Genomic DNA, 25,915 nt, shown 5'->3' with positions numbered 1-25,915 from the left:
ACCCGCACCCCTCCCTTTCCCTTGCACTCGCACGGAAGGTCACCCCCTGTTGTGCTGAAATTCATCCTCAAGCGCCTCGGCAGCTCCCTCCTGGTGCTGTTCGGCGCGTCGATCCTGCTCTTCTTCCTCGTGGCCCACTCGGGTGACCCCCTCCAGGACCTGCGAGAGTCACAGAACCCCAACCGCGAGACCCTCATCGCCGCCCGCACCGAATTCATGGGGCTGGACCAGCCCTGGTACGCCCGGTACTGGGACTGGCTCCAGGGCATCGGCGGCTGCGTCACCGGTCAGTGCGACCTCGGCCTCAGCCGGAACGGTCAGTCCGTCGGTGACCTGCTGAGCAACGCCGCGGCCTCCACGCTGCGCCTCGTGGTGCTCGCGACCGTCCTGGCGATCATCATCGGCATCGCGATCGGCATCATCACCGCGATCCGCCAGTACTCCGGTCTCGACTACGTGGTCACGTTCCTGATCTTCCTCTTCTTCTCGCTGCCCGTGTTCTGGGCGGCCGTCCTCCTGAAGGAGTACATGGGGATCCGGTTCAACGACTGGATCCGCAGCCCTGAGCTGAACTGGCCCCTCCTCATCGGGGTCGCCGTCCTCGCGGGCCTGGTCCTGCAGGCCGTCATGGCGGGCGACCTCAGGCGGCGCGCCTTCACGTTCGGCGCCACCGCCGCGTTCATCCTGCTCGCCGGCTGGGTGCTGTTCGCCGTCGACTTCTGGCGGCATCCGCAGATGGGCCCGGTCGTGCAGCTGGTCATCGGCCTGGCCGCCGCCGTCGGCGCCACCGCGGTGATCTCCGGTCTGCGCAACCGATCGGTCCTCAAGGCCGCCCTGGTCACGGCCGCGATCGGCCTCGTCGCCTACTACGCCACCTACAGCCTGCTGTGGCGGACGCCGTCCGCGCTGCTGCTGGCCGGCCTCGGCGTCATCCTCGTGCTGGTGGCCATCCTGGTGGGCCGCCTGCTCGGCGGCTTCTCCAAGGGCTCGGCCGTGTCCGCCTCGCTGGTGACCGCCCTGATCATGGGCGTGGCGATCGTGGCGGAGCACCTGATGAACTACTGGCCGACCTTCCTGAAGGTCAAGCCGCGCCCGATCTCCACGATCGGCTCGGGCACCCCGAACCTGGACGCCCACTTCTGGGTGGTGTTCCTGGACCGCGGTGCGCAGCTGCTGCTGCCCACCATCCTGCTGACCATCATCTCGGTGGCCACGTACTCGCGGTACACGCGCTCCTCCATGCTCGAGGTCTCGCGCCAGGACTACATCCGCACCGCGCGCGCCAAGGGCCTGCCGGAGCGCCAGGTGATCCTGAAGCATGCGTTCCGCAACTCCCTGATCCCCATCACCACGATCATGGCCTTCGACTTCGCCGGCCTGATCGGCGGCGCCGTGATCACGGAGCAGGTGTTCGGCTGGAAGGGGATGGGCGAGCTGTTCGCCACCGGCCTGCGCGACGTGGACCCCATGCCCGTGATGGCGTTCTTCCTCGTGACGGGCACCGCCGCCGTGCTGATGAACCTCGTGGCGGACGTGCTCTACGCCGTCCTCGACCCCCGGATTCGAGTGTGAGCCAGATGACCACCAACAACTCCTCGACGACGGGCGCGCAGCTCGACGAGAAGCAGATCTTCGACCTCGCGGAGGCGGAGGACGCCAAGCTCCGCGCCAAGGCCGGGAAGTCCTACTCCCAGGGTGCCCTGGTCCGCAAGCGGTTCTTCCGCCACAAGGCGGCGATGATCTCCCTGATCGTGCTGGTCTTCATCACGCTGATGGCGTTCTCCTCCATCGGCTTCGCCGGCATCCCCGGCTGGTGGGACAAGTCCTACACGGCCGCGGCCTCCGTGGTGAACGGCGGTCGCCCGACGCTCTCGGTCGTGCCGCAGGCCTTCGGGGGCGAGGGCATCCGCTGGGGCGAGCATCCCTTCGGCCAGGACACCACGGGCAAGGACTACTTCGCCCTCGTGATGCGCGGGACCCAGCAGTCCATGATCATCGCGGCCATCGTGGGCCTGCTCTCCACCGTGATCGGCGCGGTCGTCGGCGCCGTGTCCGGCTACTTCGGCGGCTGGGTCGACTCCGTGCTGATGCGCCTGACCGACCTGATCATCGTCATCCCGCTGCTCGTGCTCGCCGCGGTGCTCGGCCAGATGGCCAGCGGCATGAAGATGGGCATCCTCCCGCTCGCGGTGGTGCTCGGCCTCGTGTCCTGGACGTCCCTGGCCCGCCTCGTGCGCGGCGAGGTCCTGTCCCTGCGCGAGAAGGAGTTCGTGGCGGCCGCCGTCGCCATGGGCGCCAAGCCGGGCCGCCTGATCTTCAAGCACCTGCTGCCCAACACGATCGGCGTGATCGTCGTGAACGCGACGTTCGCCATCGCGGGCGCGGTGCTGCTGGAGACCTCGCTGTCCTTCCTCGGCTTCGGCGTGAAGGCGCCGGACTCGTCTCTGGGCCTGCTCATCTCCGACTATCAGAACGCGTTCACCACCCGTCCGTGGCTGTTCTGGTGGCCCGGCATGATCATCCTCGCGATCGCCCTGTCCGTGAACTTCCTCGGTGACGGCCTGCGCGACGCCTTCGACCCGCGCCAGGGTGCGGGCGCCCACCGCAGGCCCCGCTTCTTCGGCCGCCGCGCGGCCGCCACCGAGGCCGGTGCGACGACGGCGGGCGGTCTGGCCGCGGCCCCGACGGCCGGCCGGATCGAGGCCCCCGTGGAGGCGGCCGGCGGATCCGCACGGATCTCCGACGCGGACGAGGACGGTCAGCGATGAGCGCGAACGACAAGAAAGGCCGATCCATGTTCGGCAAGAAGAACCAGAACGACGTGACCGCCGGCGGGCAGGGCTCGCACGCGGCGTCGTCGGCCGACCTCGAGGCGCGCGGCGCCGCCGTGCCCGGCTCCTCCGGCGCCGGCGGCGTGCCTCCGGGCCCCGCGACGAGCGCGATGGGCGTCGTGGCCCGCCACGACGACCTGGGCGGCGAGCCAGTGCTCGCCTTCCGCGACGTGGACGTGAAGTTCGCGACCGAGTTCGGCGAGGTGCACGCGGTCAAGGGCGTGACGTTCGACGTCAAGCCCGGCGAGGTCGTCGCCCTCGTGGGCGAGTCCGGCTCCGGCAAGTCCGTCACGAGCGCCACCGCCATGGGCCTGCTCCCGGGCAACGCGGACATCACCGGCTCGGTGCAGCTGGCCGGCCGCGACGTGCTCACGATGACCCCGGGGCAGCTGCGCGACATCCGCGGCGACGAGGTGGCGATGGTGTTCCAGGAGCCCATGACGGCCCTGAACCCCGTCCTCACCGTGGGCGACCAGCTCACGGAGGCCCTCGAGCTGCACGGCATCGCCTACGGCACCGAGGCGGACAAGCGCGCCGTCGAGCTGCTCACCATGGTGGGCATCCCCGACGCCGCCACCCGCCTCAAGCAGTACCCCCACCAGTTCTCGGGCGGCCAGCGCCAGCGCATCGTCATCGCGATGGCGATCAGCTGCTCGCCGAAGGTGATCATCGCGGACGAGCCCACCACGGCGCTCGACGTGACGGTCCAGGCCGAGATCCTGGAGCTGCTGCGCTCCCTGAAGAACAAGATGAACACCGGCATCCTGCTCATCACGCACAACATGGGCGTGGTCGCGGACATGGCGGACCGCGTGTGCGTGATGCTCCACGGGGAGCTCGTGGAGCAGGGCTCGGTGCACCAGGTGCTCCAGCACGCCCGGCACCCCTACACCCAGAAGCTGCTCTCGGCGGTGCCGCGCCTCGGCGAGCCCCTCGAGGTGGCAGAGCCGGAGCCGGTCACGGCCACGCAGACGCAGGCCCGGTACGCGATCGAGGCGGAGAACCTCCACCTCGAGTACGACCACCGCGGCAAGAAGAACCGCGTGGTCCACGACGTCAGCTTCCAGGTGGCCCCGGGCGAGATCCTGGGCCTGGTGGGCGAGTCCGGCTCGGGCAAGTCCACCATCGCCAAGTCGGTCCTCGGCCTGCTCACCATCGCGGAGGGCTCGCTGCGCATCCAGGGCCACGACCTGGCGACGATGCCCAAGGCCGAGCAGCGCGCCCTGCGCAAGAACATCGGCGTGGTCTTCCAGGACCCGGCGGCCTCGCTGGACCCGCGGTTCCCGATCGGCGACATCATCACCGAGCCGATGGTCGTGCACAAGGTGGGGGACCGGCGCTCGCGCCTGGCCCGCGCCGAGGAGCTGCTGGACGCGGTGCGTCTGCCGCGCTCCGTGGTGAACCGGTACCCGCACGAGCTCTCCGGCGGTCAGCGCCAGCGCATCTCGATCGCCCGCGCCCTGACCCTGGACCCCCAGGTGCTCATCGCGGACGAGCCGACCTCGGCCCTGGACGTGTCCGTCCAGGCCGCCGTGCTGGACATGTTCGCGGAGCTGCAGCAGCGCTACGAGTTCGCGTGCCTGTTCGTGTCCCACGACCTCGCGGTGGTGGACATGCTGGCCCACAAGGTGCTCGTCCTCAAGGACGGCCGCCAGGTGGAGCAGGGCCCCACGGAGGAGGTGCTCCACCGTCCGAAGGAGGAGTACACCCGTCGCCTCCTGGCGGCGGCGCCCGTGCCGGACCCGGACCAGCAGGCGGAGCGTCGCCAGGAGCGCCGCGAGTTCCTCGCCTCCCTCGGCGAGGGCGTCTACTGACCGCGCGGGTCGGCGGCGGGCGCGTCCCGCCGCCGACCCCGGGCCCACCGGCCCGCCTGTCCACGGCGGCCCCTGCGCGTACAATCGCACGGGGGCCGCCGTCGTCGTGTGCCTCCACCCCTTTGATGTCGAACCGGACAGGACGCCCATGACCTCGACCGAAACCCGCCGCTCCGATCTGCGCAACGTGGCCATCGTGGCCCACGTGGACCATGGCAAGACCACGATGGTGGACGCCATGCTGCGCCAGACCGGTGCCTTCAACACGCACGGCGACGTCGCCGAGCGGGTCATGGACTCCGGGGACCTGGAGAAGGAGAAGGGGATCACGATCCTCGCCAAGAACACCACGGTGTTCTACTCCGGCCCGTCCGCCCCCGAGGGCGAGACCGTCACCATCAACGTGATCGACACCCCCGGCCACGCCGACTTCGGCGGCGAGGTGGAGCGCGGCCTGTCCATGGTGGACGGCGTCGTGCTGCTCGTGGACTCCTCCGAGGGCCCGCTGCCCCAGACCCGCTTCGTGCTCCGCAAGGCCCTCGCGGCCAAGCTGCCCGTGATCCTCGTGGTCAACAAGACGGACCGCCCGGACGCGCGCATCGACGGGGTCGTCTCCGACTCCATGGACCTGCTGCTCGGCCTGGCCTCGGACCTGGCCGAGGAGGACCCGGACCTGGACCTCGACTCGGTGCTGGACGTCCCCGTCGTCTACGCCTCGGGCAAGGCCGGCCGCGCCTCCCTGACCCAGCCCGCCGACGGCGCCCTGCCGGAGGCCGAGGACCTCGAGGCCCTCTTCAACGTGATCATGGAGCACATCCCGGCCCCGTCCTACACCGAGGGCGAGGTCCTCCAGGCGCACGTCACCAACCTGGACGCCTCCCCGTTCCTCGGCCGCCTCGCGCTGCTGCGCATCTTCAACGGCACCCTCCGCAAGGGCCAGCAGGTCGCGTGGGCCCGCCAGGACGGCGCCCTGAAGACCGTGAAGATCACCGAGCTGCTGGCCACCAAGGGCCTCGAGCGCGTGCCCGCGGAGGAGGCCGGCCCGGGCGAGATCGTCGCCGTCGCCGGCATCGAGGACATCATGATCGGCGAGACCCTCACCGACGCGGAGAACCCGAAGCCGCTGCCGCTGATCACGGTGGACGACCCGGCCATCTCCATGACCGTGGGCATCAACACCTCCCCGCTGGCCGGCCGCGTCAAGGGCGCCAAGGTCACGGCCCGCCAGGTGAAGGACCGCCTGGACAAGGAGCTGATCGGCAACGTCTCGCTCAAGGTGCTCCCCACCGAGCGCCCGGATGCGTGGGAGGTGCAGGGCCGCGGCGAGCTCGCCCTGGCCATCCTCGTGGAGCAGATGCGCCGCGAGGGCTTCGAGCTCACCGTGGGCAAGCCGCAGGTGGTCACCCGGACCGTGGACGGCAAGGTCCACGAGCCGATGGAGCGCATGACCATCGACATCCCCGAGGAGTTCATGGGCGCGGTCACGCAGCTCATGGCCGCCCGCAAGGGCCGCATGCAGGAGATGTCCAACCACGGCACGGGCTGGATCCGCATGGAGTTCCTGGTCCCGGCCCGCGGCCTGATCGGCTTCCGCACCCGCTTCCTCACCGAGACCCGCGGCGCGGGCATCGCCTCCTCCTACGCGGCCGGCTACGAGCCGTGGACCGGTGAGATCGAGTACCGCACCAACGGCTCCCTCGTGGCCGACCGGGCGGGCTCCGCCACGCCGTTCGCCATGATCAACCTGCAGGAGCGCGGCACCTTCTTCGTGCAGCCGGGCGCCGAGGTGTACGAGGGCATGATCGTGGGCGAGAACTCGCGCGCTGACGACATGGACGTGAACATCACCAAGGAGAAGAAGCTCACCAACATGCGTGCGGCCTCCTCCGAGTCGTTCGAGGGCCTGACGCCCCCGCGCCGGCTCACCCTGGAGGAGTCCCTCGAGTTCGCCCGCGAGGACGAGTGCGTGGAGATCACCCCCGAGGACATCCGCATCCGCAAGGTCGTCCTGGACGCCAACGAGCGCCTGAAGGCCGCGCGCGCCCGCGCCCGTGCCTGATCGCCCCCGCCGCCGCGCCCGGCCCGCCGACGTGGTGGGCGGGACGCTGCTCGGCGTCGTCGCCGGCGCGCTCGGCACCGCCGTCCATCTGAACCTGGCCTCCCTGCCGGGCGGCTGGACCCTGCCCTGGGGTGCGGTGCTGGCGCTCGTGCTCGTCGGCTCGACGCAGCGCTGGTGGATGGTCCGACGCGCGGACCGCGGCGGGCGCGCCCTGCCGGCGGGGGCCGCGGTCGTCGCCGGCGCGTTCACCGCCGTCCTGGCCCTGCAGCGCCTGCCGGTGGACGACGCCCTGGGGGTGTCCTGGACGGCCGGCCTGTGGGCGGCGGCGCCGGGCGCCGTCGTCGCCTCCGTGGCCTGGAACGTCGGCCAGCCGGCGCTCGGCCTGGTCCTGCTGGCCGTGGGCCGGCGGCTGGACCGCCGACCCGCAGGGGCCGCCGACGGCGCCACGCGCCCCCGCCGGGCGACTGTGACCGCCCGCGAAACGCGTCCGGGGGAGCGAGTACCCTGGACCGCAGCCCCGCAACCCCGTGCCCAGAGAGAGGTGGACGGTCAGCCATGACCTACGTGATCGCGTTGCCGTGTGTGGACGTCAAGGACAAGGCGTGCATCGACGAATGCCCCGTGGACTGCATCTACGAGGGTGAGCGCATGCTCTACATCCACCCGGACGAGTGCGTCGACTGCGGTGCGTGCGAGCCGGTGTGCCCCGTCGAGGCCATCTACTACGAGGACGACACCCCGGACGAGTGGGCCGAGTACTACAAGGCCAACGTCGAGTTCTTCGACGACCTGGGCTCCCCGGGCGGCGCCGCCAAGCTGGGCATGATCGCCAAGGACCACCCGATCATCTCCGCCCTGCCCCTGCAGAACGCCGACGCCTGAGCCCCATGCTGACGCTGCCGGACTACCCGTGGGACACGCTCACCCCCTACCGTGAGCGTGCCGCCGCCCACCCGGACGGCGTCGCGGACCTGTCCATCGGCACGCCCGTGGATCCGACGCCGGACCTGATCCGCCGGGCCCTGACCGAGGCCGCCGACGCGCACGGCTATCCGACGACGCACGGCACGGACGCCCTGCGTCGCGCGGTCGTCGACTGGTACGCCCGGCGCCGCGGGGTGCCCGGGCTGGACCCGGCGGCCGTGGTGCCCACGGTCGGGTCGAAGGAGTTCATCGCGTGGCTGCCCACGCTGCTCGGGCTGAGCGCAGGCGACGTCGTCGTCCACCCCGAGGCCGCCTACCCCACCTATGCGGTGGGCGCGCTGCTGGCCGGGGCGGAGGCCGTGGCCGCGGACGACCTCGACGCCCTGGCGCCCGAGGTGCGTGAGCGGGTGCGCCTCGTGTGGACCAACTCGCCGGCCAACCCCACCGGTGCCGTGCTGGACGCCGCGGCGCTGCGCCGCACGGTCGACGCCGCCCGTGCCGTGGGCGCCGTGGTGTGCGGGGACGAGTGCTACGCCGAGCTCGGCTGGGACGCGTGGGACGGGGCCGTCGTGCCCTGCATCCTGTCCGACGAGGTCTCCGGCGGCGACCTGACGGGCCTGCTGAGCGTCTACTCGCTGTCCAAGCAGTCCAACCTCGCCGGCTACCGCGCCGCGTTCGCCGCGGGGGATCCGGAGCTCGTGGCGACCCTGGTCAACACCCGCAAGCACGCGGGCATGATCGTGCCCGCCCCGGTGCAGCACGCGATGGCCGTGGCACTGGCCGACGACGGGCACGTCGCAGAGCAGAAGGACCGCTACCGCCGCCGTCGGGACGCGCTGCGTACCGCGCTGGAGGCCTCCGGCCACACGGTGGACCACTCCGAGGCGGGGCTGTACCTGTGGACCCGGCGGGCGGACCTGGACCCGGCCCACGCCACGGCGCAGGACTCGTGGGACCTGCTGGGCGACCTGGCGGGCCTGGGCATCATCGCCGGGCCCGGCGTGTTCTACGGTGCCGGCGGCGACGGCTACGTCCGCGTCGCGATCACCGCCACGGACGAGGCGGTCGCCCGGGCCGCGGCGAGACTCACCGCCCGCGGGCCGCGGACCGGCTGAGCCGGGGCCGAGGGCCGTCGTCGGGGGAAGCGATCGCGCGCCCCGGGCCGGTCCTTGATAGTTTGGAGCAGAGTCGTCCCCGTGTGGGCGCGCCCACACGGACGCGCGAACCCGGGCCATCGAGAAGAGAAGACGAGGGAGCACACCCGTGACCCATCACGAGTCCGTCCGGCTGACCGTCGGCGAGCAGAGCCTGGACCTGGGCGTCGAGCACGCCACAGAGGGCAACAACGGCATCAACATCGCCCCGCTCCTGAAGGAGACCGGCGACGTCACCTACGACCCGGGCTTCATGAACACGGCGAACGCCAAGTCGGCCGTCACGTTCATCGACGGCGACCAGGGCATCCTGCGCTACCGCGGCTACGCCATCGAGGACCTCGCCGAGCACTCCTCCTTCATGGAGGTGGCCTACCTGCTGATCTACGGCGAGCTGCCCGAGTCTAAGGAGACCCTGGAGGCCTGGGAGACCAACATCCTGCGCCACAACATGGTGCACGAGGACCTCAAGCTGTTCTTCAACGGCTTCCCGCGGGACGCGCACCCCATGCCGGTGCTGTCCTCCTCCGTGTCCGGGCTGTCCACGTTCTACCCGGACTCCCTGGACCCGCACGATCCGGAGCAGGTCCACATCTCCACCGTGCGTCTGCTGGGCAAGCTGCCGGTGCTGGCCTCCTACGCGTTCAAGAAGTCGCTGGGCCAGCCGTTCATGTACCCGCACAACTCGCTGAACTACGTGGAGAACTTCCTCCGCCTGTGCTTCGGCGTGCCGGCCGAGGAATACGACATCGACCCGGACGTGGTCAAGGCACTCGACCTGCTGCTCATGCTGCATGCCGACCACGAGCAGAACGCCTCCACCTCCACGGTGCGCCTGGTCGGCTCCACCCAGGCCAACCTGTTCGCCTCGGTGTCCGCCGGCATCAACGCCCTCTACGGCCCGCTGCACGGCGGCGCCAACGAGGCCGTGCTGAACATGCTCCGGAGGATCAAGTCGGAGGGCATCACGCCCGAGGACTTCATGGAGAAGGTGAAGAACAAGGAGGACGGCGTCCGCCTGATGGGCTTCGGCCACCGCGTGTACAAGAACTACGACCCGCGGGCCAAGATCATCAAGAAGACCGCCGAGGACATCCTGGGCAAGATGGGCGGCAACGACGAGCTGCTCGAGATCGCCCAGCGCCTCGAGGAGAAGGCCCTCGCCGACGACTACTTCGTGGAGCGCAAGCTCTACCCGAACGTCGACTTCTACACCGGCGTGATCTACAAGGCCATGGGCTTCCCGGAGAAGATGTTCACCGTCCTCTTCGCCCTGGGCCGCCTGCCCGGCTGGATCGCCCAGTGGCGCGAGCTCATGGAGGACCCGGCCACCAAGATCGGCCGCCCGCGCCAGATCTACGTGGGCGAGACGTTGCGCCAGTACCCGCAGCGCTGACCCGGGGGCGCTGACCCTGCGTTTGGGGGCGGGTTGGGGGGGGGGTTGGCGCGGAAACCCCCCCCCACCCCCCCCCCCCCCGGGGGCGGCGCCGGGGGGTGGGGGCGGCGGGGGGGCGCCGGGGGGGGGGCCCCCCCCCCCCCCCCCCCCGGGGCCCCCCCCCCCCCCCCCCGCCCCCCCCCGGGGGGGGGGCCCCCACCACTCTGCGGCGTCGGACCACGCTGTGGCGTCAGTGCCCCTCGGCCTCGGCGCCCTCGGACTCCTCGGCCAGGTCCTGCGGCTCGGCATCGGCGGATACGCCCGCGAGCGCCTCCGCCACGGCGGCCAGCACGGACCCGTCGCGCAGGGCCTGCTCGGCGGCGGCCAGCTGCGGGGCCATGTACTGGTCCGGGCCGGGGCCGGGCACGCCGGCCTCGCGGATCACGCGGACGGCGGCACCGGTCGCGGCGGAGGGCTGCAGCGGGGCGCGCAGCTCGATCGCGCGGGCGGCGGCCACGAGCTCGACGGCGAGCACACGGCGGAAGTTCTCCACGGCCGAGCGCAGCTTGCGGGCAGCATGCCAGCCCATGGAGACGTGGTCCTCCTGCATCGCGGAGGACGGGATGGAGTCCACGGACGCGGGCACGGCCAGGCGCTTCATGTCCGAGACGAGCCCGGCCTGCGTGTACTGGGCGATCATCATGCCGGAGTCCACGCCCGGGTCGTCCACGAGGAACGCGGGCAGCCCGTGCGAGCGGGCCGGGTCCAGCATGCGGTCGGTGCGGCGCTCGGACATGCTCGCGACGTCGGCCACCGGGATGGCCAGGAAGTCCAGCACGTACGCCACGGGCGCCCCGTGGAAGTTGCCGTTCGAGCTCACCCGGCCGTCGTCGAGCACCACCGGGTTGTCCACGGTGGCGGCGAGCTCGCGCTCGGCCACGGTGCGCACGTACGCGAGGGTGTCGCGCAGGCCGCCGGCCACCTGCGGGGCGCAGCGCAGCGAGTAGGCGTCCTGCACGCGGGAGTCGCCCTCCTTGTGGCTGGCCACGATCGGCGAGCCCGCCAGGATCTTCAGCATCCGGTCGGCGGAGGTCGCCTGGCCCGGGTGGGGGCGCAGCGGCAGGTGCAGCTCCGGCACGAACACGCGGTCGGTGCCGAGCAGCGCCTCCACGGACATCGCGGCGGTGAGGTCCACGGTGTCGGCGAGCTCCTCGAGGTCGGCCAGCGCCATGATGAGCATGCCGAGCATGCCCTCGGTGCCGTTGACGAGGGCCAGGCCCTCCTTCTCCCGCAGCTCGACCGGCTCGATCCCGGCCTCGGCGAGCGCCTCGCCGGCCGGACGCAGCGCGCCGTCCGTCCCGACGACGTCGCCCTCGCCCATCAGCGCCAGGGCCACGTGGGAGAGCGGTGCGAGGTCACCGGAGCAGCCCAGGGAGCCGAACTCGCGCACGGCGGGGGTGATGCCCGCGTTGAGCATGGCCACGAAGGTCTCGACCACCACGGGGCGCACGCCCGTGCGGCCGGAGGCCAGCGTGGTGGCCCGCAGGAACATCAGCGCGCGGACGACCTCGCGCTCCACCACGGGGCCCATGCCGGCGGCGTGGGAGCGGATCAGGGACTTCTGCAGCTGCGCGCGGGACTCGAGCGGGATGTGCTTGTCCGCGAGCGCGCCGAAGCCGGTGGACACGCCGTAGGTGGGGGTCTCGGCCTCGGCCAGCGCCTCGACGTGGCGGCGCACCGCGCCGACGGTCTCGAGCACGTCGTCGGCGAGCACCACGCGGGCGTCGTGGCGGGCCACGGCGACGACGTCGTCCAGGGTGGCCCCGGACGTGCCGAGCGTGACGGTGACGGGAGGGGTGGTCATGGTGATGCGTTCTCCTTGCTGTCGGTCGATCAGACGGCCCGGCGGCCCGCGCGCCAGACCGCGTGGGTCAGCGGCATGCCGGGGCGGTAGGCCAGGTGGATGGCGGCGGGGGCGTCGAGCACGTGCAGGTCGGCGCGCTTGCCGACCTCGAGGCTGCCGACGCGGTCCTGCGCGCGCAGGCCGAGGGCCCCGCCGAGGGTGGCGGCGCGCACGGCCTCGGCGAGGGTCAGGTGCATCTGCAGCACGGCGGTGCCCACGTTGAAGTTCATGGACGTGGTGTAGCTGGTGCCCGGGTTGCAGTTCGAGGCCAGGGAGACCTCGATGCCGGCGTCGAGCAGACGACGCGCGGGCGCCAGCGGGGCGCGGGTGGACAGGTCGCACGCGGGCAGGCAGCCGGCCACGGTGCCGGGCGTGCCGGTGGCCGAGGCGCGGTCCCAGCCGGTCCAGGTGCCGGCGAGGGCCTCGACGTCCGCGTCGGAGAGGTGGTTGACGTGGTCCACGGAGGCGGCGCCGAACTCCACGGCCACGCCCACGCCCGGGCCCTGCTCGATCTGGTTGCCGTGCAGGCGCACGCCCAGTCCCGCCGCCACGCCCGCGGCGAGCACGCGGCGGGTCTGCTCGGCGTCGAAGGCGCCGGTGTCGCAGAACACGTCCACCCAGCCCGCGTGCTCCCGCACGGCCTCGAGCATCGGCCCGACGACGTCGTCGAGGTAGTCCTCCGCGTCCCGGCCCGGGGGCCCGAGGTGGGCGCCGAGGAAGGTCACCTCGTCCACGAGGCCCTCCTCGCGCAGCCCGGCCAGCAGGCGCGCGTGGCGCGCCTCCTCCGCCACGGTGAGCCCGTAGCCGGTCTTGGTCTCGAGGTAGGTGGTGCCGCCGGCCACCGCGTCGGCCACCCGGCCGCGGACCAGCTCGGCCAGGCGAGCGTCCGAGGCGGCGCGGGTGGCGGAGGTGGTCACGCCGATGCCGCCGGCCGCGTAGGACTCGCCGGCCATGCGGGCCTCGAACTCGGCGGAGCGGTCCCCGTCGAACACGAGATGCGTGTGGGAGTCCACCCAGCCCGGCAGCACGGCGCGGCCCTCGACGGACACCCGGTCGTCCGCCTCCGGGGCGTCCGCGGCGGGGCCGATCCAGGCGATGCGCTCGTCCTCGACGACGACGGCCGCGTCCGTGAGCACCCGCCCTTCGGGGTCGACGGTGGTCAGCTCGGCGATGTCGGTGATGAGCGTGGAGCGCATGGGGGCCTCTCTGCGGGACGGACGGGGGTGGGCCGGTGGGGCGGGCCTCAGGTGAGCGCGGCCACCAGGTGGGCCAGCGGCGTGGCCAGCACGATGGTGAGCGCCACGCGCTCGACCCAGATCACCAGGAGGTGCCACATCTTCACGGGGATGTCCGTGGCCAGGATGGCAGGAACCACCGCGGAGAAGAAGATGATCGCGGAGACGCAGACGACGCCGATCACGAACCGGGCGACGAGGTCCTCGTGACCGGCCGCCATCGTGGCCGGGATGAACATCTCGGCGATCGAGGTGGCGGAGGCCGAGGCCAGCAGGCCGGGGTCGGAGTAGCCGAGCGCCCAGAACAGCGGGTAGAAGATCACGCCGATCCACTCGAACACGGGCGTGTACGTGGCCAGGACCAGGGCGATCAGGCCCACGGACATGATGGACGGCAGGATCTGGAGCACCATCACGAGTCCATCCCGGAAGTTGACCCAGATGTTCTTCGGCAGGGACGGGGCCTCGGCGAGGGTCTGCTCGGCGGCGCGACGGGCCACGCGGAAGCGGTCCCGGGTGACGGCCTGCTCGGGAGAGTGCACCGCGCCGGGGTACACCTCGTCAGGGATGCGGCTCAGCGGCGGGATGCGCACGGTGATGGCGGTGACCGCGAACGTCACCGCGAGGGTGCCGAAGAAGTACCAGAGCCAGATGTCCATCAGGCCCAGCGTCTTGGCCACGATCACCATGAAGGTCGCGGACACCGTGGAGAAGCCGACGGCGATGATCGCCGCCTCGCGGGCCGTGTAGCGGCCGCCGGTGTACATGCGGTTCGTCAGCAGCAGGCCCAGGGCGTAGGAGCCCACGAAGGAGGCGACGGCGTCGACGGCGGCGCGGCCGGGCACGCGCCAGATCGGCCGCATGGCCGGGCGCAGGTAGACGCCCACGAACTCCATGAGGCCGTAGCCGATCACGAGGGCCAGGAAGACGCCGCCGATGGGGACGATCAGGCCCACGGGCACCACGAGCTTGTCCATCAGGAACGGGCCGATGCTCTCGTCCAGGATCCAGCTCGGGCCCACGCCGAACACGACCATCGCCGAGGCGACCAGGCCGAGCACGGCGAGGAAGGCGAAGACCGTCCGGGTGGTGCTGGTGCGCCAGCGGCCCGAGGCGAACGGGTACACGGCGCCGGCGGCGATGATGGCCATGCCCACCCAGCGGTCGGCCGGGCCGAGCAGCCCGCGCACCCAGGTCACCAGGTGGTCCAGCGGGATGGAGCTCGCCCCGTTGATCGTGACGGGCACGAAGAACATGACGATGCCGATCGCCGAGTAGACGATCATGCGCCAGCGCGCCGGCGGGCGGGGCGCGTCGGCCTCGATCGCGGCCATCGCGGTGGTGTCGGTGTGCAGCTCGTGGTCTGCGGGGCGGGACGAGTCCATCGTGGTGTCCTTTCGATCGCGAGCCGGACGGGCGTCCGCCCGTCCGGCTCGCGGCGGTGAAGCCGTCGGACGGCGACGGCGCGGCGGCACCGTCGCCGTCCGACGACGTGACCGGGGTCAGTCCCGGATCGTGGCCTCCATGGGCACACGGACGCCGCGCTCGGCGGCGACCTCGACGGCCCGGGAGTAGCCGGCGTCGACGTGGCGGATGACGCCCATGCCCGGGTCGTTGGTGAGCAGCGCCTCGAGCTTGGCCGCGGCCAGCTCGGTGCCGTCGGCCAGGCCGACCTGGCCGGCGTGGATGGAGCGGCCGATGCCGACGCCGCCGCCGTGGTGGATCGACACCCAGGTGGCGCCGGAGGAGGTGGCGGTCAGCGCGTTGAGCAGCGGCCAGTCGGCGATCGCGTCGGAGCCGTCCAGCATGGACTCGGTCTCGCGGTACGGGGAGGCCACGGAGCCCGAGTCGAGGTGGTCGCGGCCGATCACGATCGGCGCCTTGACCTTGCCCTCGGCCACGAGCTGGTTGAAGAGCAGGCCGGCCTTGTGGCGCTCGCCGTAGCCCAGCCAGCAGATGCGGGCCGGCAGGCCCTCGAACTCCACGAACTCGGCGGCGCCGTCGAGCCAGCGGTGCAGGTGCTCGTTCTCGGGGAACAGCTCCTTCAGGGCCTCGTCGGTCACGCGGATGTCCTCCGGGTCGCCGGAGAGCGCGGCCCAGCGGAAGGGGCCGAGGCCCTCGCAGAACAGCGGGCGGATGTAGGCCGGGACGAAGCCCGGGAACTCGAACGCGCGGGAGTAGCCGGCCTTGCGGGCCTCGTCGCGGATGGAGTTGCCGTAGTCGAACACCTCGGCGCCGATGTCCTGGAAGCCGACCATGGCCTCGACCTGGCGGGCCATGGACTCCTGGGCCTTCTTGGTGAAGGTGTCCGGGTCGGCCTCGGCCTCGGCGTGCCAGTCCTTCTCGTCGATCTCGATCGGCAGGTAGGACAGCGGGTCGTGCGCGGAGGTCTGGTCGGTGACGATGTCGATCTCGACGGTGCCGGCCTTCTGGCGCTCGAGCAGCTCGGGGAACACCTCGGCGGCGTTGCCCACGAGGCCCACGGAGACGGCCTCGCCGTCGCGCTTGGCCTGCATGACGCGCTCGACGGCCTTGTCGATGTCCGTCTCCACCTCGTCCAGGTAGCGCTTGCCCACGCGGCGGCGCAGGCGGTCCTCCGAGACGTCCACGATCAGGCAGACGCCCCCGTTGAGGGTGACGGCCAGGGGCTGGGCGCCGCCCATGCCGCCGCAGCCGCCGGTGAGGGTGAGGGTGCCCTTGAGGGAGCCGTCGTAGCGCTTGCGGCCGATCGCGGCGAAGGTCTCGTAGGTGCCCTGCAGGATGCCCTGGGTGGCGATGTAGATCCAGGAGCCGGCGGTCATCTGGCCGTACATCATGAGGCCCTCGGCCTCGAGCTTGCGGAACTCCGGCCACGTGGCCCAGTCGCCCACCAGGTTGGAGTTGGCGATCAGCACGCGCGGGGCCCACTTGTTGGTGCGGAACACGCCCACCGGCTTGCCGGACTGCACCAGGAGGGTCTCGTCCTCCTCGAGGTCCTTGAGGGTGGCGACGATGGCGTCGTAGGCCTCCCAGGAGCGGGCCGCGCGGCCGGTGCCGCCGTAGACGACGAGGTCCTCGGGACGCTCGGCGACCTCGGGGTCCAGGTTGTTCATGAGCATCCGCAGCGGGGCCTCGGTCTGCCAGGACTTGGCGGAGAGCTCGGTGCCGCGCGGGGCGCGGATGGTGCGGGACGGGTCGTGCTGGGTGAAGCCCACGGCCATGGCAGTTCCTCTCGACGGGGTGCGTGCGCCGCCGGGACGAGTGGCCCCTGTGATTTCACGGCTCGGCATGCACTTTCCGAACATTGAAACAGTGACTCGGCTCACGCGCAAGCCCGATCCGTGTGTCCCGCACCCGTTACGCTCCCTGTCATGACCACCACCCCCACCGCCTCGACGCGCACCGTGGACCGGGCCCTGGACCTGCTCGCCGCCGTCACCGAGCAGCCCCGGCTGAGCCTGACCGAGGCCGCCCGTGCCACGGAGCTGCCGGCGTCCACGGCGCTGCGCCTGCTGCGCAGCCTCGAGGGATCCGGCTTCGTGGCCCGCGACGACGACGGCGCCTACCGCCCCGGCGTGCGCCTCATCCAGCTCGGGGCGCGGGCCTTCTCCCGGGACTCGCTCGTGCAGCTGGCCCGCGGGCCGATGGACCACGTCGTGGCCGCCACGGGCGAATCCGTCTACCTCTCGGTGACGACCCCTCCGGACTCCGCCGTCTACCTGGCGATCGTGGAGGGCACGCATTCGGTCCGCCACACGAACTGGGTCGGACGCACCGTCCCCCTGGCGGGCACGGCCGTGGGCGACGCCCTGCGCGGCAGCGTGGCCGCGGGGGACTACACGCTGCGCACCCGTTCCGTCGAGAAGGACGTCACCTCGCTGTCCGCCCCCATCAGCGTGGCGGGCACGGTGGTCGGTGCACTCAGCACGCTCGTGCCGGCCTACCGCTGCACGGACGAGCTGGCGGACCGGTGCGGGGCGGCCCTCGTCGCCGCCACCCACGAGCTGGCGCACCTGCTCGGGGCGGCCGACACTCCCAGGAAACGCCCAGCCGACTCCCCTGGAAAGCCCAAGGCGAGTTCGTAGGCTGAAGCCACCTCATCGAAGGTGCGAGTGATGACGGAGAAGGCCCCGGGCCCGGCGAGAGCCGGAACCGGGGCCTTTCTCTGCGGCCGGCGCCCGAGGCGCCGGTTGCGGGGATCAGCGGCGGGAGGAGACGACGCCCGCCCAGAGGCCGCCGAGCAGGCCCGCCACCGGCAGCATCCAGAACAGGTGCAGGCCCGCCCCGTAGAGGACGGTGTTGGAGAACACCGCGAACAGGCCCACGGCACCGAGGAAGCCGCCGACCACGCCACCGACCACGTAGCGCACGACGGAGCGGGCAGCCCCGCCCATCAGCAGCACGACCAGGTAGCCGGCCGCGCCCGCCAGGGCGCCGCCCACCAGGCCGAACATGAACGACTGCACCAGCACGACCCAGCCGTGGCCGGTCTCGCCCAGCGCCACGGAGCCGTTCGGATCACCCAGGTCGCCGGTGAGCACGCGCACGACGTTGCCGATGATCACGACGAGCACCGAGACGAGGATGACGCGGTTGGTGAAGCCCCAGCCCTCCACCGGGCCCAGCGGCTCGAGCACCTCCTCCTCCACCACGGCGTGGCGCACGGGGCGGGCCGGGGCGGTGTGGGCGTTCGCGGCGTGGGGCTGGACGGCGTGGCTGCCGTCGGCGTTGATGGTCATCTCTGATCTCCCGTCCCGCCCCGGGCGGGGCGCGTTCCGAGCGCCGGGGCGCCCGTCTGGTTGCACGTCTGACGTGATTTTAGGCTTTTCCCAGCCCGAGGGGGTAATGGTGACCCGTCCGCCGGGCGGGGGGCGGCTCAGAGGACGTCGGTGCGGCGGTTGGCGAGCGAGGGGAGGAACTCCCGGACCTCGTCGATCCGCTCGCGGGTGACCTCCGCGGTCACCACGGCCTCCCGCTCGTCGGCGAGCTCGGCGACGGGCAGCGCCAGCGGGTCCACGATCATCGAGTGGCCCACGGTGCCGTCCGAGCACGTGTCGGCCGCGGCCACCCACACCGTGTTCTCCACCGCGCGGGCCTTGAGCAGGGTGCGCCAGTGGTCCACCTTGTGCTCGCCGGAGAACCACGCCGCGGGGATCACGAGCACGTCCGCGCCCTCCACCGCCAGACGCCGGGACAGCTCGGGGAAGCGCAGGTCGTAGCAGGTGAGCAGGCCCAGGCGGAGCCCGCCGAGCTCGATCGCCGCGACGCCGCCGTCGCCGGGGGTGATCCGGTCCGACTCGCGGTGCGCGAACGCGTCGTAGAGGTGGAGCTTGCGGTACGCGCCCAGCCGGGCGCCGTCCGCGCCCACCGCCAGCAGCGTGTTGTAGGGACGCCGGTCCGGTCCCGGCTCGTAGCCGCCCGCGACGACGGCGATCCCGTGCTCACGCGCCAGCGCCGCCAGGCCCGCGGCGAACGGCTCCCAGGCCGCGGCGACGGCGTCGGGGAACTCCTCCCCCACCTCGCGGGCCCCGAGCATGGCCTCCTCGGGCAGCACCAGGAGGTCCGCCCCCTCGCCCGCGGCGCGGGCGGCGAGGCGGGCCATCACGGCCAGGTTCTCCTCGACGTCGCCCACGGGCCCGAACTGTCCGACGCTGATCCTCATGCCCCCAGGGTAGCCAGGCCCCTGCCGGTGGCCGTCAGCCCTGGTCAGCGCTGGGGCCAGCCGCCACGCTGGGGACCGGGCACGACGTCGGCCCGCATCGGCCGCCGTCGTCCTCCGCCCCCGATCCGCGCGGCACCGCGCGGCACGTCGACACCACAGGAGCAGACGCGATGACCACCCAGCAGCCCGACATCCCCGGCACGCCGGGGCCGATCACCCCCGACCTCGAGGAGCACACCGCCCTCACCCACCCGGACCAGCCCGTGGCCGTCCCGGCCCCGGACCAGCGCGGTCCGGCACAGGTCTCCCCCACCGGCCAGGACACCGGCGCCGACCCCGCGACCGCCGCGCAGGGCTGCCCGTACCTGACCACCGCGCACGGTGTGCGCCTGCAGGACTCGGACCACTCGCTCAAGGCCGGCCGCCGCGGCCCCACCCTGCTGCAGGACCACCACCTGCGGGAGAAGCTCAGCCACTTCGACCACGAGCGCATCCCCGAGCGCGTGGTCCACGCCCGCGGCGCCGGCGCCCACGGCGTGTTCCGCGGCTACGGCACCGCCGCGAAGATCAGCCGGGCCGGACTCTTCGCCAAGGACAAGGAGACGGAGGTGTTCGTCCGCTTCTCCACCGTGGCCGGCTCCCGCGGCTCCATGGACCTGGCCCGCGACACCCGCGGCTTCGCCACCAAGTTCTACACGGACGAGGGAACGTGGGACCTGGTGGGCAACAACATCCCCGTGTTCTTCGTGCAGGACGCCATCAAGTTCCCGGACGTGGTGCACTCGGTGAAGCCGCACCCGGACCGCGAGATCCCGCAGGCGCAGTCCGCGCACGACACGTTCTGGGACTTCGTGTCCCTGCACACCGAGGCCCAGCACCACACCCTGTGGAACATGTCCGACCGCGGCATCCCGCGCTCCTACCGCATGATGGAGGGCTTCGGCGTCCACACCTACCGCCTGATCGCGGCGGACGGCTCCACCGTGCTGGTCAAGTTCCACTGGAAGCCGATGCTCGGCGTGCACTCCGTGACCTGGGAGGAGGCGCTGCTCACCAACGGCATGGACCCGGACTTCCACCGGCGTGACCTCGCCGACGCGATCGAGGCCGGCGCCTTCCCCGAGTGGGAGCTCGGCGTGCAGGTGTTCGAGGACAACGAGGAGCAGATGTTCGAGGGCATCGACCTGCTCGACCCCACGAAGCTGGTCCCGGAGGAGCTCGCCCCCGTGCAGCCCCTCGGCCGCATGACGCTGAACGCCAACCCGTCCAACTACTTCGCGGAGACGGAGCAGGTGGCCTTCAACCCGGCCAACCTCGTGCCCGGCATCGACGTCACCAACGACCCGCTCCTGCAGGGCCGCCTCTTCTCCTACCTGGACACGCAGCTCACCCGCCTCGGCGGGCCGAACTGGAACCAGCTGCCGATCAACCGCCCGCACGCCCCGGTCAACGACATGCTGCGTGACGGCTTCCACCAGAGCGCCGTGCATCGCGGCGTGGCGCCGTACCGGCCCAACTCGCTCGACGGCGGCCTGCCGTACGAGACCCCCGCGGACGACCACGCGTTCATCGAGCACCCGGAGCCGCTGCCGGCCTCGGTGAAGGAGCGCGCGCACGCCGCGTCCTTCGACGACCACTTCTCGCAGGCGCGCCTGTTCTTCCTCTCCCTCTCCGAGGTGGAGCGCGAGCACGTGGCGCAGGCGTACACGTTCGAGCTGGGCAAGTGCTACGAGCAGACCATCCGAGAGCGCCAGCTGGCCCACCTCGCCGCGATCGACACGCGACTGGCCCAGCAGGTCGCGGACGGCCTGGGCATCCCCGTCCCCGCGCCGACCGAGACCCCGGCCGACGTGCAGCCCTCCCCCGTGCTGTCCCAGATCGGCGGGGCGTGGCCGCTCGACGGCCGTCAGGTCGGCGTCGTGGTGGGCGAGTCCGTGGACGAGAAGGAGCTGGACGCCCTCGTGCAGGGCATCCACGGTGCGGGCATGGTCCCGCTGGTCATCGCACCGAAGGGCGGCCCCGTGGCCGGGGAGATCGTGGCCCAGCGGACCTACCTGACCGCCGCGTCCATCGAGCTGGATGCCGTGGTCGTGGCCTCGCCGGCGGCCCCCGCCGCAGACGCCGCCCCCAGCCTGGACCAGAAGGCCGGCGCCGCCGACTCCGAGGCGGTGGACCCGCGCGTCGTCAAGGTGCTGCAGGAGATGTGGCGCCACTCCAAGGCGATCCTCGCCCTCGAGCCGGCGGAGGCCGTCCTCGCGGCCGCCCAGGTGTCCGGCAAGGGCGTCGAGTCCGCGGCGGACGGCGCCTCCGCCGTCAGCCGGCTGACGGAGCTGCTGCCCGCGCACCGCGTGTGGGACCGCTTCCCGACGACGGGCCGCCTGGCCGACTGACCGGCGGACCCCCGGGCGCTTTCGAACGTGAGATAGGGCCTATCTCACGTTCGAAAGCGCCCATTCGCCCTCTTTCACGTTCGAAAGTGCAGGCCAGGGCGGGCCGGGCCGGGGCGGCGGGCCGGGTCAGTCCTCGATGAGGTCCCGGACCTGGACCACCTGGTCGCGGCCCGGGCCCACGCCGATCGCGGAGATCCGGCACCCGGAGAGCTTCTCGAGGGCCTCCACGTAGCGCTGGGCGTTCAGCGGCAGGTCGGTGAACGCGCGGGCACCGGAGATGTCCTCGGTCCACCCGTCGAAGTGCTCGTACACCGGCTTCGCGTGATGGAACTCGGTCTGGGTCATGGGCATGCGGTCGTGGCGCACGCCGTCCACCTCGTAGGCCACGCACACCGGGATCTTCTCGATGCCGGTGAGCACGTCCAGCTTGGTGAGGAAGTAGTCCGTGAAGCCGTTGATCCGCGCGGCGTAGTGGGCCATGACGGCGTCGTACCAGCCGGTGCGCCGCGGGCGGCCGGTGTTCACGCCGAACTCGCCGCCGGTGGTGCGCAGCTGCTCGCCCATCTCGTCGAAGAGCTCCGTGGGGAACGGGCCGGCGCCGACGCGCGTGGTGTAGGCCTTCACGATGCCGATGGTGCGGGAGAAGCGGGTGGGGCCGATGCCCGCGCCCACGGCCGCGCCGCCGGCGGTCGGGTTGGACGAGGTCACGAACGGGTAGGTGCCGTGGTCCACGTCCAGATAGGTGGCCTGGCCGCCCTCCATGAGCACCACCTTGCCCTCGTCCAGGGCGTCGTTGAGCAGGTTCACGGAGTCCACGACCATGGGGCGCAGGCGGTCCGCGTAGCCCAGGAAGTACTCGGCGATCTCGTCCACGGTGACGGCGCGGCGGTTGTAGAGCTTCACCAGCAGCTCGTTCTTCTGCCGCAGGGCGCCCTCGATCTTCTGGCGCAGGATCGACTCGTCGAAGATGTCCTGCACGCGGATGCCCAGGCGGGCCACCTTGTCCATGTAGGTGGGGCCGATGCCGCGGCCGGTGGTGCCGATCGCACGCTTGCCCAGGAACCGCTCGGTCACCTTGTCCATGGTCTGGTGGTACGGCGCCACGAGGTGGGCGTTGGCGGAGATCTTCAGGTGCTCGCACGAGTGGCCGCGGGACTCGAGCCCGTCGATCTCCTCGAACAGCGCCTCCAGGTTCACCACCACGCCGTTGCCGATCACCGGCACCGCGTTGGGCGAGAGGATGCCGGCGGGCAGCAGCTTGAGCTCGAACTTCTCCCCGTTGACGACGACGGTGTGCCCGGCGTTGTTGCCGCCGTTCGGCTTGACGACGTAGTCCACTCGCCCGCCCAGCAGGTCGGTGGCCTTGCCCTTGCCCTCGTCGCCCCACTGGGCTCCGACGATCGCGATCGCTGGCATCTGCATCTCTCCTCAGGGCGGCGGGTCGTCCCGGACCGGCCCGTACATGGAAAACGCCCCCTTGCGGTGCGCACGGAGGCCGTACCCCCGAATCCTACCAGCGTGACGGATGCCACCCTCTGGCTACGCTGACGCCATGAGCACCGCAGCGCCCCACACCCAGCACTCGGACTTCCCCTCCCCGACCCCCACCCGCAAGGGTCCGAGCGTGGGCACGTGGCGTCCCTGGGCCGTGCTGCCGTGGGCGCTGGCCCTCCTCGCCCTGCCCTTGATCGCGCTCGCCCTGCGCTCCAACTTCGGCGCGAACGGCTGGATGACGGTCATCTACATGGTCTTCGGCGCCCTGCCCCACGAACTCGTCCTCATGGTCCTGGTGGGAAGCCTGTTCCTCCTGCCCCGCGTGAACCCGCAGGATGAGCAGCGGGGCGGCATCCGGCTGGGGCGCCTGCTGCACACGCTGCTGGGCGTCTCCTGGGGGTCCTTCGCGCTGGCCGCGATCATCTTCCCCGACGGCGGCGACCACCCGGACTCCGGCGCCACGACCCCGGTGCTCATGGACCTGCTCGGCACGAGCACCGCGATGGACGTCGGCATCGTGGGCGGCCTCGCCCTCGTGGCCGTCAGCGCGGTCACCGGTCTCGCGGTGATCGTGGTGTGCGTGGTGCGGCGGATCCGCGCCGTTCGCTGAGCACGCTCCCGACGACGGCGGTCAGCGCGGGTTCAGGCGTTGGCGGGCTCGGCCGTGCCCGCGCCCCGGCGGCGCAGCTCGGGCTTCACGGTGCCCTCGGCGCCCGTGTCGGGGCGGACGTCCTCTGCGGCCCCGGCCTCCGCAGTGACGGCCGCACCGGAGCCGCACGGGCCGGCGTCGTCCGTGCCGCCGCAGCAGCCGCCGGCCGGGGCGCCGTCGTCGGCCGCGGCCTGCTGTGCACGCTCCTCGGCGCCGAGCACGGTGAAGCCGGCGTCGGCGATCATCTGCAGATCCGCCTCGGCGTCCTGGCCCTCGGAGGTGAGGTAGTCGCCGAGGAAGATCGAGTTGGCCACCTGCAGGCCGACCGGCTGCAGGGAACGCAGGTGCATCTCGCGGCCGCCGGCGATGCGCAGCTCCTTGTCCGGGCAGGCCAGGCGGACCATGGCGAGGATCCGGAGGCACTCGAGCGGGGTGAGCTGCTGGTGGCCCTGCAGCGGGGTGCCGTCGAAGGGCATGAGGAAGTTGACGGGGATGGAGTCGGAGTCCAGGTCGCGGAGCGCGAGGACGGCCTCGACGAGCTGCTCGTGCGTCTCCCCCATGCCCGCGATCAGGCCGCTGCAGGAGGACAGGCCGGCGGCGCCGGCGCGCTGCACGGTGTCCACGCGCTGCTCGTAGGTGTGGGAGGTGCAGATGGACTCGTAGTGGGACTCGGCCGTGTTGAGGTTGTGGTTGTAGGCGTCGACGCCGGCGTCCTTGAGCTTCTCGGCCTGGCCGTCCTTGAGGAAGCCGAGGCACGCGCACACCTCGACGTCCGGGTGCTGGGCCTTGAGGTCGCCGACCATGCCGGCCACGCGGTCGACGTCGCGATCCGTGGGGCCGGTGCCGGAGGCGACCATGCACACGCGCGAGGCGCCGCCGGCGATGCCCAGGCCCGCCTGGCGGACGGCCTCCTCCGGCTTGAGCCACGTGTAGCGCAGGATCTCGGCCTCGGTGCCGAGACGCTGGGAGCAGTAGGTGCAGTTCTCCGGGCAGAGGCCGGTCTTGAGGCTGACCAGGTAGTTGACCTTGACCGTGCGACCGAAGTGCTTCTCGCGCAGGCGCGAGGCCGCCGCGACGATGCGGAACGTGTCCGCGTCCGGGGCGTCCAGCACAGCGACGGCCTCCTCAGCGGTGAGGCGGTGGCCCGCCTCGACGCGGTCCACGAGGGCCTCGGGGTCGAGGGCGGCGGGGCGGGGGTCGACGGCGGGGGCGTCCTGGGTGGCGGTCATGATGGCCTCTCCGGTGGGCGGGGCTCGGCCCCGGGCGGGTCTGACCCGAGGGACTCTAACAGTGTTCATTGAACAGTGTTCAGGAGCGCGGGACCATGACCCCGACGTCAGCGCCTGCGCCGGTCCAGAGGGACCGGCTCGGGCCGAGGCTGCTCCTCGAGCGTCGTCGTCGCCGCGAGGATGCCGTGGGCGGCGGCAGCGAGCACCGCGCCGAGCAGACCGGCCACGACCGCCCGGACGCCGGCGTCGCCGATCACGTTCAGCGCCAGCCCCGGAATGACCGCGGCCCCCATCAGCAGCATCACCCACGCGGTGGAGCCGGCTCCGGCGTCGAACACGTTGCGGCGAGCCTGCTCCGCCTCGACCCGGTGATGCACCCCTCGCAAGGCGAGCATCGCTCCGAGGGCCGTGACGGCCACCAGCGTCAGACCCCAGCCCAGCCCCAGGTCCTGCCGCAGCCCCGCGAACACACCGGTCGAACCCACCAGGGCAGACGCCACACCGATGCGCCACCGCCACTCACGCTCATTCCCCACCCGGCTCACAGCCCCCTGCTGGCACACGGCCCTCGGCGGTGGAGCGGCAGATCATGCGGTCGTGGCCGCCGGGATCACTCCTGCGTAAGGGGCGAATGGAACTCCGAGGCGAGCATCGCGTAGGTGGCACCATCCACCCAGCCGCGCGTGAGATGCAGAGACTCCTCCTTGAACGTGCCCTCGTGACGCATCCCCACCTTCTCCATGATGCGCAGACTCGGAGCGTTGTCCGCGAAGGCATGAGCCTCCACGCGTCGCACACCCAGATCGTCGAACGCGAAGCCCAGCAGGGCTCGCGCAAGCTCGGTGCCATAGCCCTGCCCGGCCTGGCGCGGATCGATCGTCCAGCCGATCTCGGCCTGGGCGTCCCGGCCTTCCTCCCGCGGGCCGCCCTGACTCCACGCGTCCCGCACCGCGACCTTCCCGACACCGACAATGACGTCTCCGGCCCGCACGGTGAGGCGGTCCCCCGCCCCGAGGTAGGACTCGCGCAGCGCGTTCTCACTCTCCGGGCGGCCGGAGGTCCACGACCACACCTGCTCGAGACGGCAGAAGCTCCACACGGCGGGCGCATCGAGACCCCGGAACGGAGTGAGGGTCAGCCGGCGGGCTCGCAGCGGGAAGCAGACGCCTCGACTCGCGGCGAGCTCCAGGAGAGGGGTGGCCATGACAGACAGGGTA

The 25,915-nt window shown here is 72.0% G+C and carries 21 protein-coding genes; 11 read left to right on the top strand and 10 right to left on the bottom strand.

All coding sequences use genetic code 11. The features are described 5' to 3' along the window. Nucleotides 1-51: 51 nt before the first annotated feature. The 8 genes from ABIB16_RS06760 to ABIB16_RS06725 all read left to right on the top strand — a co-directional run bounded on the left by ABIB16_RS06760 (nucleotide 52) and on the right by ABIB16_RS06725 (nucleotide 10,178). Nucleotides 52-1,572, top strand: coding sequence for an ABC transporter permease (locus ABIB16_RS06760; RefSeq protein ID WP_095694777.1), 1,521 nt, complete (start codon nucleotides 52-54; stop codon nucleotides 1,570-1,572). Nucleotides 1,573-1,577: 5 nt separating this feature from the next. Further along, nucleotides 1,578-2,768 carry an ABC transporter permease gene (locus tag ABIB16_RS06755; RefSeq protein WP_144826564.1) on the top strand — a complete coding sequence of 397 codons (1,191 nt, stop codon included), beginning with the start codon at nucleotides 1,578-1,580 and terminating at the stop codon, nucleotides 2,766-2,768. Continuing rightward, nucleotides 2,765-4,645, top strand: a complete 1,881-nt coding sequence (locus tag ABIB16_RS06750) for an ABC transporter ATP-binding protein (protein WP_354436144.1) — start codon at nucleotides 2,765-2,767, stop codon at nucleotides 4,643-4,645. Before ABIB16_RS06755 ends, ABIB16_RS06750 begins: the two co-directional genes overlap by 4 nt. A gap of 148 nt (nucleotides 4,646-4,793) precedes the next feature. Continuing rightward, the gene (typA, locus tag ABIB16_RS06745) at nucleotides 4,794-6,704 is read left to right on the top strand and encodes a translational GTPase TypA (protein ID WP_002855163.1); all 1,911 of its coding nucleotides are present in this window, start codon (nucleotides 4,794-4,796) and stop codon (nucleotides 6,702-6,704) included. Further along, on the top strand, nucleotides 6,697-7,263 hold the full coding sequence (locus ABIB16_RS06740) for a hypothetical protein (RefSeq protein ID WP_078025860.1): 567 nt from the start codon (nucleotides 6,697-6,699) through the stop codon (nucleotides 7,261-7,263). The genes typA and ABIB16_RS06740 overlap by 8 nt, the downstream gene beginning before the upstream one ends. Beyond that, nucleotides 7,260-7,586, top strand: a complete 327-nt coding sequence (gene fdxA, locus ABIB16_RS06735) for a ferredoxin (protein WP_002855160.1) — start codon at nucleotides 7,260-7,262, stop codon at nucleotides 7,584-7,586. The genes ABIB16_RS06740 and fdxA overlap by 4 nt, the downstream gene beginning before the upstream one ends. A gap of 5 nt (nucleotides 7,587-7,591) precedes the next feature. Then, nucleotides 7,592-8,743, top strand: a complete 1,152-nt coding sequence (dapC, locus tag ABIB16_RS06730) for a succinyldiaminopimelate transaminase (protein WP_354436143.1) — start codon at nucleotides 7,592-7,594, stop codon at nucleotides 8,741-8,743. Nucleotides 8,744-8,891: 148 nt separating this feature from the next. Then, on the top strand, nucleotides 8,892-10,178 hold the full coding sequence (locus ABIB16_RS06725) for a citrate synthase (protein ID WP_002855158.1): 1,287 nt from the start codon (nucleotides 8,892-8,894) through the stop codon (nucleotides 10,176-10,178). A 229-nt stretch (nucleotides 10,179-10,407) separates the two neighbouring features. Here ABIB16_RS06725 and hutH read toward each other — a convergent pair whose 3' ends face one another. From hutH to hutU, 4 genes are all read right to left on the bottom strand, one after another. After that, nucleotides 10,408-12,021: a histidine ammonia-lyase gene (gene hutH / locus ABIB16_RS06720; RefSeq protein WP_041104432.1), complete on the bottom strand. Its 1,614-nt coding sequence runs from the start codon at nucleotides 12,019-12,021 to the stop codon at nucleotides 10,408-10,410. A 29-nt stretch (nucleotides 12,022-12,050) separates the two neighbouring features. Continuing rightward, on the bottom strand, nucleotides 12,051-13,256 hold the full coding sequence (gene hutI, locus ABIB16_RS06715; protein WP_354436142.1) for an imidazolonepropionase: 1,206 nt from the start codon (nucleotides 13,254-13,256) through the stop codon (nucleotides 12,051-12,053). Nucleotides 13,257-13,303: 47 nt separating this feature from the next. After that, nucleotides 13,304-14,680: a YjiH family protein gene (locus tag ABIB16_RS06710; protein ID WP_354436141.1), complete on the bottom strand. Its 1,377-nt coding sequence runs from the start codon at nucleotides 14,678-14,680 to the stop codon at nucleotides 13,304-13,306. Nucleotides 14,681-14,797: 117 nt separating this feature from the next. Continuing rightward, nucleotides 14,798-16,495: a urocanate hydratase gene (gene hutU / locus ABIB16_RS06705; RefSeq protein WP_354436140.1), complete on the bottom strand. Its 1,698-nt coding sequence runs from the start codon at nucleotides 16,493-16,495 to the stop codon at nucleotides 14,798-14,800. Between the two features lie 150 nt (nucleotides 16,496-16,645). Between hutU and ABIB16_RS06700 the strand changes: the two genes are divergently transcribed. Then, nucleotides 16,646-17,359 (top strand): IclR family transcriptional regulator, encoded by a 714-nt coding sequence (locus ABIB16_RS06700; RefSeq protein WP_036315782.1) that lies wholly within the window; start codon nucleotides 16,646-16,648, stop codon nucleotides 17,357-17,359. A 114-nt stretch (nucleotides 17,360-17,473) separates the two neighbouring features. On the opposite strand, the gene ABIB16_RS06695 is transcribed toward ABIB16_RS06700, so the two are convergent. Next, nucleotides 17,474-18,013 carry a hypothetical protein gene (locus ABIB16_RS06695; protein ID WP_036315779.1) on the bottom strand — a complete coding sequence of 180 codons (540 nt, stop codon included), beginning with the start codon at nucleotides 18,011-18,013 and terminating at the stop codon, nucleotides 17,474-17,476. Nucleotides 18,014-18,150: 137 nt separating this feature from the next. Further along, nucleotides 18,151-18,936 (bottom strand): carbon-nitrogen hydrolase family protein, encoded by a 786-nt coding sequence (locus ABIB16_RS06690; RefSeq protein WP_036315777.1) that lies wholly within the window; start codon nucleotides 18,934-18,936, stop codon nucleotides 18,151-18,153. 170 nt (nucleotides 18,937-19,106) lie between these two features. On the opposite strand from ABIB16_RS06690, the gene ABIB16_RS06685 reads away from it, so the two are divergent. Then, nucleotides 19,107-21,326, top strand: a complete 2,220-nt coding sequence (locus ABIB16_RS06685; protein ID WP_036335107.1) for a catalase — start codon at nucleotides 19,107-19,109, stop codon at nucleotides 21,324-21,326. Between the two features lie 126 nt (nucleotides 21,327-21,452). On the opposite strand, the gene ABIB16_RS06680 is transcribed toward ABIB16_RS06685, so the two are convergent. Continuing rightward, on the bottom strand, nucleotides 21,453-22,742 hold the full coding sequence (locus tag ABIB16_RS06680; protein WP_069941931.1) for an adenylosuccinate synthase: 1,290 nt from the start codon (nucleotides 22,740-22,742) through the stop codon (nucleotides 21,453-21,455). Nucleotides 22,743-22,878: 136 nt separating this feature from the next. On the opposite strand from ABIB16_RS06680, the gene ABIB16_RS06675 reads away from it, so the two are divergent. Then, nucleotides 22,879-23,430 (top strand): hypothetical protein, encoded by a 552-nt coding sequence (locus ABIB16_RS06675; RefSeq protein WP_134416809.1) that lies wholly within the window; start codon nucleotides 22,879-22,881, stop codon nucleotides 23,428-23,430. Nucleotides 23,431-23,462: 32 nt separating this feature from the next. On the opposite strand, the gene bioB is transcribed toward ABIB16_RS06675, so the two are convergent. The 3 genes from bioB to ABIB16_RS06660 all read right to left on the bottom strand — a co-directional run bounded on the left by bioB (nucleotide 23,463) and on the right by ABIB16_RS06660 (nucleotide 25,902). Then, nucleotides 23,463-24,698 (bottom strand): biotin synthase BioB, encoded by a 1,236-nt coding sequence (gene bioB, locus ABIB16_RS06670; RefSeq protein WP_354436139.1) that lies wholly within the window; start codon nucleotides 24,696-24,698, stop codon nucleotides 23,463-23,465. A gap of 107 nt (nucleotides 24,699-24,805) precedes the next feature. After that, nucleotides 24,806-25,183 carry a hypothetical protein gene (locus ABIB16_RS06665; RefSeq protein WP_230260466.1) on the bottom strand — a complete coding sequence of 126 codons (378 nt, stop codon included), beginning with the start codon at nucleotides 25,181-25,183 and terminating at the stop codon, nucleotides 24,806-24,808. 125 nt (nucleotides 25,184-25,308) lie between these two features. After that, complete coding sequence (locus tag ABIB16_RS06660) at nucleotides 25,309-25,902, bottom strand: GNAT family N-acetyltransferase (RefSeq protein ID WP_230260495.1); 594 nt, start codon at nucleotides 25,900-25,902, stop codon at nucleotides 25,309-25,311. Nucleotides 25,903-25,915 lie beyond the last annotated feature (13 nt).

Source organism: Micrococcus sp. UYEF5 (assembly GCF_040546065.1).
GTDB lineage: Bacteria > Actinomycetota > Actinomycetes > Actinomycetales > Micrococcaceae > Micrococcus > Micrococcus luteus.
This window is presented reverse-complemented; position numbering and strand designations above follow the sequence as displayed.